Source organism: Stenotrophomonas sp. STEN009, from assembly GCF_056760395.1.
On the sequence record NZ_JBRRES010000018.1, the window covers coordinates 23,669 to 38,521 of the forward strand.

Sequence of the window (14,853 nt, forward strand, 5' to 3'; positions counted from 1 at the left end):
GGGAGTCAGATCCCCGCAGGGGCTCTGACCCCTCTCTGGCGGGAACATGGGCTCGGGGCCCCTGCGGGGATCCGCCCCCGGTGCCCGGGCATTTGACGTCGGACGCGGCAGGCCGCAGAATCGGCGCCAGAAGGGGAGTAGCTCCCAGACGTTGTCGCCGTCATTTCGAGCCCGCAGGCTCCGGTGCAACGGCAGTTCCAGCCGACTGGAACTGCGAGCGAGACCTTCGCCGTACTGGCGAAGCTCTGTCCCTGGATCCCCTCCCGATCCTCCGTTGCAGATCCTCGCCGTCCGGCCTGGCATTCATCTTTCCAACGGACATTCCCAATGCAGACGATCGGTAACATGTGGTTGTGGGGCGGCTTCGCAGCGGTGGTGGTCATCGCCCTGCTGGTCGACCTCGTGTTGATGCGCCATGGTGGCCCGCACAAGGTCACCTTCAAGGAGGCCCTGTGGTGGTCCATCGGCTGGGTCGCGCTGGCCCTGCTGTTCAACGCCGGCCTCTGGTACTACCTGAATGAGACGGCCGGCCAGGTCGTGGCCAACAAGGTCGGTCTCGAGTTCCTGACCGGCTACCTGGTCGAGAAGGCGCTGGCGGTGGACAACATCTTTGTCTTCCTGATGATCATGAGCTACTTCGCGGTGCCGGAGGAACAGCGCCAGAAGGTGCTGATCATCGGCATCCTGGGCGCGATCGTGCTGCGTACGATCATGATCTTCGCCGGCAGCGTGCTGATCAGCCAGTTCCATTGGCTGCTCTACGTGTTCGGCGCCTTCCTGCTGTTCACCGGCTGGAAGATGTGGTTTGCCGCCGGACAGGAGCCGGACCTGGAGAGCAACCCGGCCCTGCGCTGGATGCGCAAGCACCTTCGCCTGCTGCCGGAGTACGCCGGCAACGCCCTGAGCGTGAAGCGCGACGGCGTGCGCTGGTTCACCCCGTTGTTCGCGGTGCTGATCCTGATCGCCGTCACCGACGTGATCTTCGCGGTGGACAGCATCCCGGCGATCTTCGCGATCACCACCGATCCGTTCATCGTGCTGACCTCCAACGTGTTCGCGGTACTGGGCCTGCGTGCGATGTTCTTCCTGCTGGCCGGCATGGCCGACCGCTTCCACCTGCTGCCGTACGGCCTGGCACTGGTGCTGGGTTTCATCGGCATCAAGATGATGATCATCGACCTGTTCAAGATCCCGACCCCGGTCTCGCTGGGCGTGGTCGCGCTGATCATTGCCGCCACCGTCGTGCTGAGCCTGAAGTACCCGCCCAAGGAAGGCGAAGGCCAGGCCTGATCGCGGCTGGCAGACATGGCCAGCGGGATTGTCCCGCTGGCCGCTTCCACTCTCCCGCAGCGGTGGCCTTGGTTTCGCGCCAGCCACCGCCATTGCTTGAGGTATGAACAGCAACGCGCCCCTGCCCGCCGGCGACGTGCCGGCCCCCCGCAACGACCGCCTCCGCATCCTGCGGGCGTTCAATGTCAGCCTGGCCGCCGTGCTGGTGCTGGTGGTCGTGTTCGCCCTGCAGGGCACGTTCGACTGGCGCCCCTGGGCGGTAGCGCCGCTGGAAGCCAAGGGCCTGCTCGGCCTGCTCGGCGGCCCGCTGCTGCATGCCTCGGTCGAGCACATCGCCGCCAACAGCATCGCGATCCTGATCCTCGGCACCCTGGCCGGAAGCGTCTATCCCAGGGCCACCGTCCGCGCCCTGCCCCTGCTCTGGCTGGGATCGGGTGTGGGCGCATGGATGCTGGGCAATCCCGGCAGCGTCCATCTGGGTGCCAGTGGCGTGACCCACGGCCTGATGTTCCTGCTCGCCGGCCTCGGCCTGCTGCGCCGCGACCGCGCCGCCATCGCCACCGGCCTGATCGGCATGCTGTTCTACGGTGGCATGCTGATGACCATCCTGCCGCATGCCGACGGCGTGTCCTGGCAATCGCACATGGGCGGCGCCTTCGCCGGCATCATCGCAGCGCTGCTGTTCCGCACCGCCGACCCGCTGCCACCGCGTCCGCGCTACAGCTGGGAGGACGAGGAAGACAACGCAGAACCGCTGGCCGACGATGAACTGGAGCCGCCGTCGCCACACCGTGTGCCGGTCCTGTGGCAGCCGCGCGAAGGGCAGGATTACGTGGTCATCCCGTTCCGGCGGCCGGACGAACCGCGCGGCTGAGGTGGGATGGGTCCCGGGCATGGCCCGGCGCTACGGTTCACCGGCATCCCGGGTAGCGCCGGGCCATGCCCGGCGGCGTTGACGTGTCAGTTCGCCGCGTTGCCCGCCGCGCCAGTGCCATCCACCGCCTGCCGGCCCAGCGCCGGGTCATCGGTGAAGAACGCATCGATGCCAGTGGCCAGATAGGCGCGCATCTCGGCGATCGAGCCTTCGGCATTGCGCGCGTTGTCCGCCCCCCTGCGCAGGTTGCTGGGCTGGAACTGATTCTCCGGGCGGAAGGTATACGGGATCACCATCAGGCCGGCCGCGTGCGCATCGCGCACCAGCGCGGTCGGCGTTCCCAGTGCACCGTTGGCGTCCAGCGGAATGATCGAGCGCAGTTCAGGACCGATGCCATCGGCATAGGCCGCGATGTCCTTCAGGCCCGCAGGAGTCATCATCTGTGCGTAGGTCAGCGTGCCCCCGGCCTTGGCGACGTCGGCCGGCTGGGTATCGCCCTTCCACAACAGCTGCAGCAGGCGGATGTTGCTGTCCTGCGGGATCTTGCTGCGCAGGTAACGCAGGTTGGCGGTCTCGAAGGACTGGATGGTGACCGGACCGACGTTGGTGTAGGCATTGCCACGCAGCGCGGCCAATAGTTTGTCTTCCATCGGCAGACCGATGGACTGGAAGTAGGTCGGATGCTTGATCTCCGGCACCAGACCGATGCCTCGATTGGCGCGGCCGGCCTGCTGGACCAGGAAGGCGAGGATTTCATCGAGACTGGCGATGCGGAACTGGCCGTCGTAGGCGGTGCTGCGCAGGTCGGGCAGGCGTTCGCGCGCGTACAGCGTCTTCAGCTCGGCCAGGGTGAAGTCTTCGGTGAACCATCCGTCCACCGTCTGCCCGTCGATGACCTTGCGGGTGCGGCGGCTGGCGAATTCGGGATGCGAGGCGACATCGGTGGTGCCCCCGATCTCGTTCTCATGGCGGGCCACCATCACCCCGTCCCTGGTCATCACCAGGTCCGGTTCGATGTAGTCGGCTCCGTCGGCGATGGCCTGTGCATACGCAGCCAGGGTGTGTTCCGGCAGCAGCGCGCTGGCGCCGCGATGACCATAGACCGACGCCCTGGCCGCGGCCGGGAGAGAGGATTCAGCACTCATGGCCACCGATGGTGCCACGGCCAGCGACAACAGCAACGCACAACCCCACGACTTCACTGCAACGTCCCCCAACGGTAGGTGATGGGCGGCAGTATGCGGCGGCAATGTGACAGGTGGGGGACCTGGGGTCGGATCCCCGCAGCGGCTGTCACCCCATGTGGCAAACGGGGTCAGAGCCCCTGCGGGAATCTGACCCCGGCTTACTTGCCGATGCAGAAGCTGGAGAAGATCCGTCCCAGCAGGTCATCGGCGCTCATCTGCCCGGTGATCTCGCCCAGCGCGTCATGCGCCAGGCGCAGCTCTTCGGCTGCCAATTCCAGGTGTTCGTGGGCCAGCTCGCCATCAGCGCGACGGGCATGTTCCTGCGCACGCTCGATTGCATCCACGTGGCGGGTGCGCGCGGAGAACTCGCCGTCCAGCTGTTCGCCCGCGCCTGCCGACGCGATCGCGCGCAGGCGCGCGTGGAGGTCGCCGAGTCCTGCACCGGTGGCGGCCGAAACGAACACACGGTCCGGATCGTCCACGGTTGGGCCGGCCTGCAGCAGATCTGACTTGTTGTGGATGTAGACCTTGTGCGGCACAGCCCGCACCGCTTCGCCGATGGCCGCCTCGCCCGCCGCCGGATCGCGCGCATCCAGCACGATCAGCGCCAGGTCGGTGCGTTCGATCTCCACGCGCGCGCGGCGCATGCCTTCGCGTTCGATGGCGTCGCCACCGTCGCGCAGGCCGGCGGTATCGACCAGGGTCAGCTCCAGTCCATCCAGGCGGATGGTCTCGCGCAGCGTGTCGCGCGTGGTGCCGGCGATGTCGGTGACGATGGCGCGTTCGCTGCCGGCAAGCGCATTGAGCAACGAACTCTTGCCGGCGTTGGGCGGGCCGATCAGCACCGCGTGCAGGCCATCGCGCAGGCGGCGGCCACGCTCGGCATCGCGGCGCAGCAGGGCCAGGTCGCTGCGTGCCAGTTCCAGCCCGCGGCGCACCTGCGCGCCGCCCAGCGTATCCAGCGGCTCATCTACAAAATCGATGGCCGCTTCCACATGCACGCGCAGCAGCACCAGCTGCTCGACCACGGCGTCGATGCGCCGCGAGAACACCCCGTCCAGCGAGCGACGGGCAGCACGCGCGGCGCGGTTGTCGCCCGCAGCGATCAGATCGGCGATGGCCTCGGCCTGAGCCAGATCGAGCTTGCCGTTGAGGAAGGCGCGCTCGCTGAACTCACCGGGCCGCGCCTGCCGCGCGCCGAGCGCGATGCAGCGTGCAACCAGTTGCTGCAGCAACACCGGGCTGCCATGGCCCTGCAATTCCACCACTTCTTCGCCGGTGAAGCTGTTCGGTGCCGGGAACCACAGCACGATGCCATCGTCGATCACCTCGCCGTCGGCGTCGCGTAGACGCGCGTAATGCGCGTGACGTGGGCGCAGGGCGGTTGCGCCCAGTGCGTTGGCGATGGCGGCGGCGCGCGGGCCGGACAGGCGCAGGATGCCGACGCCACCTGCACCTGGCGCGCTGGCGATGGCGACAATGGTGTCGGTGCGGGTCGCGTCGTTCGTCACTCAGAGTTTCTCCAGCTGTGCGCGCGCCTGTGCAGCACCACTGCCCTGCGGCTGCAGCGCCAGGTAGGTGGTGTAGGCCTGCTTCGCCTTGGCCTTGTCGCCGGCGTTGAAGTAGGCATCGCCCAGATTCAGATAGGCCACGGCGCGCGATGGGTCGATCTTCAGCGTGTTCTCCAGCCAGCGCGCAGCTTCAGCGTAGCGCTGCTGGCGGTAGTAGACGAAGCCGAGGTTGTTCGCGGCCTGGGCGAAGTCCGGGCGAAGCTTCAGTGCCTCGGTGAACTGCGCGACCGCCTCGTCGTACTGCTTTTCCCGGTACAGCTGCAGACCTCGGTCATTGGCTTGCTGCGCGCGTTGGCGATCCGACGCAGGGCCGGCGCTGGGCACCACCAGCTTGGCCCTGCCGCCCTGCAGGTCGGCCACGGTCACTGGCGTCTGGCTGCCCTTGGCTTCACTGGCGGCCTCGACCTTGTTGTTCAGTGCGATCGCATCGGCAGTCAGCTGGCGCGTATCGGCGTTGAGGAATTCCTGGCTGTCCGGAACCTGGAACACGAACTCGCCGCCCTGCGAACCGGGCAGGCTGCCGAAGGCCGGCGTCTGGTGCGAAACGGCCGATACTGCCGGCGCCACGTAGGCGGCCAGTTCGGTACCGGTGATCAGGCCGTCGCCGTTGAGATCGCCCTTGCCGGCCAATGCCTGCAGCAGCACCCACGTGAACACCGAGTGCCCGTTCGGGCCGGCGTCGGCCACCCGCTGGTCGGCACCGCCGGCGGTCAACATCTGCCGCGCGCTGCGACGCGCGTTCTCGCGCAGGAACGACGACGACGAGGGGCCACTACGGGTCAGGCCCAGGCCGCTGTAGCAGGCATCCATCACGAACAGCACGTGCTTGGCCTGCATGCTCTCGGCGATGTTCTGGATGTCGGTCATCGCGATGGCGTCGGTGGCGAACTCCTTCGGGTCCGAATCGACCGGGATGATGTAGCCAAGGTCGCGTCCGGAGGCGAGCTGGCGGGTGGCGCCGTGGCCAGCGAAGAACACGAACACGCGGTCGTTCTTTCCGGTGCGGTCATCGGCCAGGCGGTCGTGGAAGGCGGCGAGGATGTTGTTGCGCGTGGCCTGCTCGTTCTTCAGCACGATCACCTGCGAGGACGGGAAGCCGAACTGCCCGGTCAGAGTGTCGGCGACCGCCTGCGCATCATGGCTGGCGTATTCCAGTTTCGGCCACTTGGCGTAGCTGTCGATACCGACCACGATCGCCCATGATTTCTCGTAGCCGGTGGTGACGGTGGCGGCACCGGCATCACCCTTGCGCGCGCGCGCCACGGTGAAATCGCGGCCGTTCCAGCCGGCAAACTGGTAACCGTCGGCAATCAGCCGGTCGAGGATCTGCGGCAGCGCCTTCACTGCGCGATCGTGGATGTCGTGGAACAGGATGATGCCGCGCTGTTCCTTGTTCACCTGGTCGAGCACGCGCTGCACGATCGATTCCGGCACCGGATCGGCCCAGTCCATCGAGTCGATGTTCCACATGATCGACTTCAGTCCCGCCTCGTTCAGCAGCTGCATGCCTTCGGCGTTGCGCGCACCGTACGGGAAGCGGAACAGCGGCGCGCGCTTGCTGTCCACATCCTTCAACAGCGTATCGGTGTCCAGCACCTGCTGGCGCAGCGCATCACCGGTGGTGCGCGAGAGCTGCGCATGGGTCAGGCTGTGGTTGCCCACCGCATAGCCGTCTTCCATCAGCTGGCGGCTGATCTTCGCCATCGGGCCGAGACTGACCTTGCCATCGGCTTCCACCTTGCCGAGGTTGCGACCGACCTCGAAGAACACGCCCGGCACGTCGTAGCGTTTGAGGATGGCCACCACTTCATCGGTATAGGCCTTATGCGGGCCATCGTCGAAGGTCAGCACCACGGTCTTGGCCGGCAGGTCGCGGCCGAAGATCTCGCGGTCGCTGTCCTTCATCGACATCGGATACGGCTCGATCACCCCGTAGTCGCGCAGGATCGCTTCGCGACTGTAGTCCTTGCGCAGGTGGGCGATGTAGTCCTCCCACTTCTCGCGTTTGAGCCCGATGGCACGGGTGCGCTCGAAACGGCTGAAGATGCGGGTCAGTTCCTGGTTGTAGTTGCGCTCGATCTCATCGAGCGCTTCCAGATCCTCGCCGATGCGCTGGTGCAGCTTCACCGCCGGCAGCGAAGAGTCGGTGCCGATGCGCTCATGCAGATCGCGCAGCACTTCGCGGAAGGCCAGGCGGTCGGCGTCGAACAGTTCCGGCGCCGACTCGATGTAGTCCAGCACGGTGCCGAGAGTGGCGAAGCGCTGGGAGCTGGAACCACGCAGCAGCGTATCGAACTGCGCGGCGATCGCCGTGCGCTGTTCCAGCCCATCGTGGAACAGCTGCTGGCCCACGCGTGTGGACCTACCACGATCGGAGGCCGACTGCTGTTCCTCGTCGGCCAGCAGCACGATGATCCGGCGGTAGCCGTCGAGCTGCTTCTGCAACGCAGCCAGCAACGGCGCAGCAGCCGGATCGGCGGCCGCCGCCACCTGCGCGCTGGGCTGGGTGACGGTGGTCGCCGGTGCCTTCGCATCCTTGTCACCACAGCCGGCAACGGCCAGGGTAAGCAGCAGCGAAGGAAGGAACAGGCGGAACGACGACGCACGTGGCATGGCCAACTCGGAAGTGGGAGGAACGGTGTGCGGGGAATTCTAACGCCGCATGCGAAAAGCCCGCCTTACGGCGGGCTTCTGCTGCGGTCAGCCGGCCAGCGGCCGACTCTACCGATTACTTCTTCTTGACCGGAGCCGACGCGGCGGTGGCCGGGACCGGGTCGCCGCCATGGCGCTTGGTCATCCACCACTGCTGCAGCAGGCCCAGGCCGCCGTTGACCACCCAGTACAGGACCAGGCCGGACGGCATGAAGGCCATCATGACGCCGAACACCAGCGGCATGAACTGCATCATCTTCTGCTGCATCGGGTCCATGCCCGGCGCAGGCGTGAGCTTCTGGGTGAACCACATCACCGCCACGTTGATCACCGGCAGGATGAAGTACGGGTCACGCGCGGTCAGGTCCTGGATCCAGCCCAGCCACGGCGCCTGGCGCAGTTCGACCGACTCCACCAGCACCCAGTACAGGGCGAAGAAGATCGGCATCTGGATGAGGATCGGCAGGCAGCCGCCCATCGGATTGATCTTCTCCTTCTTGTACAGCTCCATCATCGCGGTCTGGAACTTCTGGCGGTCATCGCCATAGCGTTCCTTCAGCTGCTGGATGCGCGGCTGGAAGCGGCGCATCTTGGCGCCACTCTTGTATTGCACGGCCGACAGCGGGTACAGCACCAGCTTCAGCAGCACCACCAGGCCGACGATCGCCCAGCCCCAGTTGCCGACCAGCTTGTGCACCTGGTTGAGCACCCAGAACAGGCCCTGGCCGATCACCGCCATCATCGAGAAACGGCTGTAGTCGACCACGCGATCCAGGCCCGGCACGTCTTCCTTGGCGATCAGGTTGACCAGCTTGGGGCCGACCCACAGGCGCGCTTCGGTGCTGGTGGACTGGCCCGGGGCCAGGGTAAAGGCCGGTCCGCGCGCTTCGATCAGGTCACGACCGTCCACCTGCGACAGGACGTAGTGGGCGACCTGGTCCTTCTGCGGGATCCACGCGGTGAAGAAGTGGTGCTGCAGCATCGCCAGCCAGCCGCCGGTGATGTTCTGGTTCAGCGCACCGTCCTCCAGGTAATCCTTGAACGCACGACGCTGGTACTTTTTGTCGTTGTCGTACCAGGTGGCACCGTTGAAGCTGAAGGAATCCGGGTTGGTCATGCTCCGCGACAGGATGGTCGGGGTGCGGTCCAGGGTGCGGTAGACGTAGCCGTTCCACGTGGTGGCGCCGGCATTGCTGACTTCATCCTTGAAGCGCACGGCGTACTCGTTGCGCGAGACAGTGAGGGTGCGCTTGATGGTCACGCCGTTGTCGGCGGTCCACACGAACGGGATCTGCAGTTCGTTCTGGCCCTTGGCCAGCACGAAGTCGCGGGTGTCACCGACCAGCTTGAAGCCGTCGGCGCCGGGCACCGGGGCGTTCTTGTCCTGGCTGGCCCAGCCGCTGATCGCGCTGTACGGATGCGCGGGATCTTCGGTCAGCAGGCGGACCGGCGGGCTGCCTTCATCCTTGGTCTGCGGGAACTGCAGCAGCTCGGCGTCGAGCACGCGGCCCCCGTCCAGTACCAGGCGCAGGACGTCGGTGGTGACGGTCACGCGCTGGGCGGCCGGGGTCGCGCTGGCCTGGGCCTGCGTGGGCGCCTGGCCCGGGGCCGCCGGCACCTGGGCGCTGGGAACGCTGCCTGCGGCGGCGCCCGGCACGGTCTGCGCCGCGGCCGGGGCCGAACGGGTCGTCGGAGCAGGGGTCGGAGCGGCCTGCTCGCGGCTCCACTCCATCCACAGCAGCACGGCCACCATCAGCCAGGCAAAAATGAGAAATACGCGGGTCTGGTTCATCAGCGGACAGGCTCGGCGGGGCCGGAACGCGGTGCCGGCTCGGTCAAAGAGGGAGTTGCGATGCCATCAGGCGGCGGCATTGTGCCGTCCACGCCTGGCGCGGGCAATGCACGCAGGCGGCGCAGCAGGCGCAGGAAGGCCTGGCGGATGTCGTCATTGCTGGCGTGACGCGCAGCACTACGGGCCACGACGACAAAGTCGCCTGGCTGGATATCGGTTCGTGTCTGACGCAGGATGTCGCGCAGGACGCGCTTGATCCGGTTGCGCCCGACGGCGTTCGGATCGACCTTGCGGGAAACCGCCAGACCCAGCCTGGCCGGCCGGTCAGCCGGCAGCCAGTGCAGGGTCATCAGCGGATCGGACACACGGCGGGCGCCGTTGAAGACCGTTGAGTATTCGGCACGCGTGCGAACCCGCGCAGAGCGAGGGAATCGCTTGCGCGGGTCTGCAGTATTCACTGTCGAAGGGATTGCGTCTGCCGCGATGTGCGGCATGGCAATCAGGCGCTCAGGACTTTGCGGCCCTTGGCGCGGCGACGCGACAGGATCTTGCGGCCGTCAGCGGTCTTCATACGGGCACGGAAGCCGTGGTCGCGCTTACGCTTGAGGTTGCTGGGCTGGTAGGTGCGCTTGGTGGCCATTGGGGCCTCTCGTATGAATGGGACGGAAAGAACCGGAAATTCTAGAGAGGTACCCCACCCCGCGTCAAGCCCTGGGGACTACGCGAATTCACCGGCCTGTGCAATAGCTGTGGATGTTTTTGTGAATAAGTAGGGGACAAGCATTCCGAAGGCGGGCGCTCGGTGGTAGTCTGAGCCATCCATTTCCCCCCTTTCCGGCCTGTGTTTGGGCGCCTTGTCGCGCCCCCACCCCGGCCATCGGACGATTATTGCTGATGGATGCCTGGTCCCGTAGTCTCGAACGCCTCGAAGCGGAGTTCCCGCCTGAAGACGTTCACACCTGGTTGAAGCCGCTGCAGGCCGATCTGCGCGTGGACAGCCTGGTGCTGTATGCACCGAATGCCTTCATCGTCGACCAGGTGCGCGAGCTGTACCTGCCGCGCATCCGCGAGCTGCTGGCGCATTTCGCTGGTTTCAGCGACGTTTTTCTTGAAATCGGCTCCCGTCCGCGCCCGGTAGAGGCGCAGACCGCGCCGGTTTCCACGCATTCGGCGCACGCAGCCAGCGAACCCCAGGTGCCGTTCGCCGGCAATCTGGACAGCCATTACACCTTCGCCAACTTCGTCGAAGGCCGCAGCAACCAGCTCGGCCTCGCCGCTGCGTTCCAGGCAGCGCAGAAACCCGGCGATCGCGCACACAATCCGCTGTTGCTGTACGGAGGCACCGGACTGGGCAAGACCCACCTGATGTTCGCCGCCGGCAACGCCATGCGCCAGGCCAATCCGGGTGCGAAGGTGCTGTACCTGCGCTCGGAACAGTTCTTCAGCGCGATGATCCGGGCCTTGCAGGAAAAGACCATGGATCAGTTCAAGCGCCAGTTCCAGCAGGTCGACGCGCTGCTGATCGACGACATCCAGTTCTTCGCCGGCAAGGATCGCACCCAGGAAGAGTTCTTCCACACCTTCAACGCCCTGTTCGACGGCAAGCAGCAGATCATCCTGACCTGTGACCGGTACCCGCGTGAGGTCGAAGGGCTGGAAGCGCGCCTCAAGTCGCGGCTTGCCTGGGGACTGTCGGTCGCAATCGAACCGCCTGACTTCGAGACCCGTGCGGCGATCGTGCTGGCCAAGGCGCGCGAACGCGGTGCGGAGATTCCCGATGATGTTGCGTTCCTGATCGCCAAGAAGATGCGCTCCAATGTGCGCGACCTCGAGGGCGCGCTGAATACCCTGACCGCCCGCGCCAACTTCACCGGCCGTGCGATCACCACCGAGTTCGCGCAGGAAACCCTGCGTGACCTGCTGCGCGCCCAGCAGCAGGCGATCAGCATTCCCAACATCCAGAAAACCGTTGCCGACTACTACGGACTGCAGATCAAGGATCTGCTGTCCAAGCGCCGCACCCGATCGCTGGCCCGTCCGCGCCAGGTCGCCATGGCCCTGACCAAGGAGTTGACCGAGCACAGCCTGCCCGAGATCGGCGACGCATTCGCCGGTCGCGATCACACCACGGTGCTGCATGCCTGCCGTCAGATCCGGACGTTGATGGAAACCGACGGCAAGCTCCGCGAAGACTGGGACAAGCTGATCCGGAAGCTGAGCGAATGATGCACGGACGCCGATGAGGCGTCATCGCACAAAACGGTGCAGAATCCGGTAGCAAGCGCGGGATGAGTTGTGGATAAAAAAGGCGCCTGACAACGCGCGGAATTTATCCACAGCTTTCCCCACCCTCTGGGGGGCGGTAATACAGAGGGTTTCGAGGCCAGAAATCCTTTTTATTACAAAGACTTAACGTTGTTTTCCAGCGATTCTGTCTCTACCAGCACCACCAAGCTTTTGATTTATTCCACATTTTTTAAAGCATAGGGGCACGGAACCACATGCGTTTCACACTGCAGCGCGAAGCCTTTCTCAAGCCGTTGGCACAGGTCGTCAACGTGGTCGAACGCCGCCAGACCCTTCCGGTTCTGGCCAATTTCCTGGTCCAGGTGCAGAACGGCCAGCTTTCGCTGACCGGTACCGACCTGGAAGTGGAGATGGTGTCGCGGATCGCGGTTGAAGATGCCCAGGACGGCGAAACCACCATTCCGGCGCGCAAGCTGTTCGAGATCATCCGCGCGCTGCCCGATGGCAGCCGGATTACCGTCTCGCAGACCGGTGACAAGATCACCGTGCAGGCGGGTCGCAGCCGCTTCACCCTGGCAACGCTGCCGTCCAACGACTTCCCGTCGGTAGACGAGGTGGAAGCCACCGAGCGCGTGGCGATCGGCGAAGCGACCTTGAAGGAGCTGATTGAACGCACTGCGTTCGCGATGGCCCAGCAGGACGTGCGCTACTACCTCAACGGCCTGCTGTTCGACCTGCGTGGCGATGCGCTGCGTACGGTGGCCACCGACGGACACCGCCTCGCCCTGTGTGAAACGGATCTGGCCAAGCCCAGCGGCTCCAAGCGACAGATCATCGTGCCGCGCAAGGGCGTGACCGAGCTGCAGCGCCTTCTGGAGAGCGGCGACCGGGAGATCGAGCTGGAGGTAGGCCGTAGCCACGTGCGCGTTAAGCGGGACGATGTCACGTTCACCTCGAAGCTGATTGATGGTCGTTTCCCGGACTATGAAGCCGTGATTCCGATTGGTGCCGACCGCGAGGTGAAGGTCGACCGTGAGGCACTGCGTGCCTCGCTGCAGCGTGCGGCCATCCTGTCCAACGAGAAGTACCGCGGCATCCGCGTGGAAGTTTCGCCGGGCAACCTGAAGATCAGCGCGCATAACCCGGAACAGGAAGAAGCGCAGGAAGAGATCGAAGCCGATACCACCGTCAGCGATCTGGCCATCGGCTTCAATGTGAATTACCTGCTGGACGCCCTGTCCGCATTGCGCGACGAAGAGGTCATCATCCAGCTGCGCGACTCCAATTCGTCGGCGCTGGTGCGCGAGTCCAGCAGCGAGAAGTCCCGCCATGTGGTGATGCCGCTGCGTCTCTGACGGTTGCGCTGTTCCACGTGGAACCAGAAGACGCCCGGAACGTTCCGGGCGTTTTTTTTTGGGGGGGTTCCACGTGGAGCATCCCGTTTCTCCATCGTGCTGCAAGGGGCCAGTCCCCGGTGTGGCAGATCCCTATAGCTGTTCTGCCTGCCCGGATCCGCGCAGTTGCTCCTGTTGCTGACGCGACTATCCACAGACGTCGTTGCAGGCGCTGTCTGCCCTTCCTAGCTTCTAAATCTGGGTATAAATCTAAAGCCTGGTGGTGATGGTAGAGCCAGATTTCGTGGAAAACAGGGTCATCTCGTTGATTTTATTGGTTTTTAATGTGCTGAAACCCCCTGCATATCGGCGCCTGGGGCTGGGGGGGAACCTGTGGATAGATTTCAGGCAGGGCCAAAGCGGCTTTTTTATCCACAGATTGCCCATACCTTGTGTATAAGTAATACCGGGCCGCTGTGTATAGCGTGAAACCGCTGGCTTGAAATTCTTGAAATCTGTGGAACCGCCACGGGTGTTGGTGCGCAGATTTCAAGGAAATGCGGCAGGTTTTTTGCGGGCCGTCGTCCGTAAGCCGGTCAGGACACGTTCGCAACCGCGCCATGGTCTGCAGAGCGATAGCCTGACGCCAACGGCGGACTTGACCGATGCAGTAAGCTGATGGATTCCCTGCCCCTCTACCGCTTCGTGCGGATGGTCCTTCGCACCCCATGCAGATCCGTCGCCTCGTCCTGCACCATCTGCGCCGCTTCGGCGTGGTGGAGCTGTCGCCACAACCGGGATTGAATCTGCTGACGGGCGATAACGGGGCCGGCAAGACCAGTGTGCTGGAGGCGTTGCATCTGATGGCTTACGGGCGCAGCTTCCGTGGTCGGGTGCGCGACGGCTTGGTCCGCCAGGGCCAGGATGCGCTGGACATCTTTGTGGAATGGGAGGAACAGCGCGCCCAGTCATCGCCACACCGCCGCAAGGCCGGTCTCCGCCATACTGGACAGGACTGGAAGGGACGTCTGGATGGTGAAGATGTCAGCCAGCTCGGCAATCTATGTGCTGCACTGGCGGTGGTGACGTTCGAGCCGGGCAGCCATGCTCTGGTCAGCGGTGGTGGTGAGCCCCGTCGCCGTTTCCTCGATTGGGGATTGTTCCACGTGGAACCGGATTTTCTGTCCCTGTGGCGCCGCTACTCACGGGCGCTCAAGCAGCGCAATGCCCTGCTCAAACAGGGAGGGCCAGCAAGGATGCTCGATACGTGGGATCACGAACTGGCAGAGGCCGGCGAACCGTTGACCAGCCGACGTCAGCGTTATCTGGAGCGGCTGCAGGAGCGCACCATCGCGCTGGCGGCCAGTCTTGCCCCCCAGCTGGGTATCCAGGCGCTGGACCTGAGTCCGGGATGGCGCCGCCACGAACTGCCGCTGGCCGATGCACTGCTGTTGGCACGCGAGCGGGACCGGCAGGCGGGCTATACATCCGTTGGGCCCCATCGGGCGGACTGGAGCGTGGACTTCAGCCATATCCCAGGGCGGGACGCGCTGTCGCGCGGCCAGGCCAAACTTACGGCCTTGGCGTGTCTGCTGGCCCAGGCCGAAGACTATGCGGAACAGCGCGGGGAATGGCCGGTCATTGCTCTGGACGATCTGGCTTCCGAACTGGATCGCACTCACCAGGCGCGGGTGCTGGAGCGCCTGCTTGCCGGCCCGGCGCAGATCTTCGTCACGGCAACCGAAACGCCGGCCGCGCTGCAGGCGCTGACCGACATCACCCGGTTCCACGTGGAACATGGACAGATCGTGGCTGTGCCATAGTGCGTACAACAGGGCCGCTCGACCCTGGCTGGTATAATTCGGGTTGCAATCCTTTCATTCTCGGCGCACCGCTTCCTGTGGTG

At 65.1% G+C, this 14,853-nt stretch carries 11 protein-coding genes; 5 read left to right on the forward strand and 6 right to left on the reverse strand.

Annotated elements, in window-relative coordinates; translation table 11 throughout:
* The first annotated feature begins 327 nt into the window (after positions 1 to 327).
* Together ACVOMM_RS10250 and ACVOMM_RS10255 are read left to right on the forward strand one after the other, a co-directional pair.
* Positions 328 to 1,290 (forward strand): TerC family protein, encoded by a 963-nt coding sequence (locus ACVOMM_RS10250; RefSeq protein WP_053517229.1) that lies wholly within the window; start codon positions 328 to 330, stop codon positions 1,288 to 1,290.
* A gap of 103 nt (positions 1,291 to 1,393) precedes the next feature.
* Positions 1,394 to 2,164 carry a rhomboid family intramembrane serine protease gene (locus ACVOMM_RS10255; RefSeq protein WP_053517228.1) on the forward strand — a complete coding sequence of 257 codons (771 nt, stop codon included), beginning with the start codon at positions 1,394 to 1,396 and terminating at the stop codon, positions 2,162 to 2,164.
* 86 nt (positions 2,165 to 2,250) lie between these two features.
* Here the strand turns inward: ACVOMM_RS10255 and ACVOMM_RS10260 are convergent, their stop codons facing one another.
* The 6 genes from ACVOMM_RS10260 to rpmH all read right to left on the reverse strand — a co-directional run bounded on the left by ACVOMM_RS10260 (position 2,251) and on the right by rpmH (position 10,006).
* Positions 2,251 to 3,366 carry a glycerophosphodiester phosphodiesterase gene (locus ACVOMM_RS10260; RefSeq protein ID WP_065182139.1) on the reverse strand — a complete coding sequence of 372 codons (1,116 nt, stop codon included), beginning with the start codon at positions 3,364 to 3,366 and terminating at the stop codon, positions 2,251 to 2,253.
* Between the two features lie 143 nt (positions 3,367 to 3,509).
* Positions 3,510 to 4,862, reverse strand: a complete 1,353-nt coding sequence (mnmE, locus tag ACVOMM_RS10265) for a tRNA uridine-5-carboxymethylaminomethyl(34) synthesis GTPase MnmE (protein WP_481526190.1) — start codon at positions 4,860 to 4,862, stop codon at positions 3,510 to 3,512.
* Entirely contained in the window at positions 4,863 to 7,535 is a 2,673-nt protein-coding gene (locus tag ACVOMM_RS10270) for a polysaccharide deacetylase family protein (RefSeq protein ID WP_481526191.1), read from the reverse strand.
* A 115-nt stretch (positions 7,536 to 7,650) separates the two neighbouring features.
* Positions 7,651 to 9,366 carry a membrane protein insertase YidC gene (gene yidC, locus ACVOMM_RS10275; protein WP_065174067.1) on the reverse strand — a complete coding sequence of 572 codons (1,716 nt, stop codon included), beginning with the start codon at positions 9,364 to 9,366 and terminating at the stop codon, positions 7,651 to 7,653.
* Positions 9,366 to 9,860, reverse strand: coding sequence for a ribonuclease P protein component (gene rnpA, locus ACVOMM_RS10280; RefSeq protein WP_080375251.1), 495 nt, complete (start codon positions 9,858 to 9,860; stop codon positions 9,366 to 9,368). Before rnpA ends, yidC begins: the two co-directional genes overlap by 1 nt.
* Before the next feature lie 5 nt (positions 9,861 to 9,865).
* Entirely contained in the window at positions 9,866 to 10,006 is a 141-nt protein-coding gene (rpmH, locus tag ACVOMM_RS10285) for a 50S ribosomal protein L34 (protein ID WP_005411729.1), read from the reverse strand.
* Between the two features lie 254 nt (positions 10,007 to 10,260).
* Between rpmH and dnaA the strand changes: the two genes are divergently transcribed.
* The 3 genes from dnaA (at position 10,261) to recF (ending at position 14,770) form a co-directional block, all read left to right on the forward strand.
* Positions 10,261 to 11,592, forward strand: a complete 1,332-nt coding sequence (dnaA, locus tag ACVOMM_RS10290; RefSeq protein WP_065174068.1) for a chromosomal replication initiator protein DnaA — start codon at positions 10,261 to 10,263, stop codon at positions 11,590 to 11,592.
* A 275-nt stretch (positions 11,593 to 11,867) separates the two neighbouring features.
* Entirely contained in the window at positions 11,868 to 12,968 is a 1,101-nt protein-coding gene (gene dnaN / locus ACVOMM_RS10295; RefSeq protein ID WP_005411731.1) for a DNA polymerase III subunit beta, read from the forward strand.
* A gap of 707 nt (positions 12,969 to 13,675) precedes the next feature.
* Complete coding sequence (gene recF / locus ACVOMM_RS10300; protein ID WP_283219279.1) at positions 13,676 to 14,770, forward strand: DNA replication/repair protein RecF; 1,095 nt, start codon at positions 13,676 to 13,678, stop codon at positions 14,768 to 14,770.
* The last annotated feature ends 83 nt before the right edge of the window (positions 14,771 to 14,853 follow it).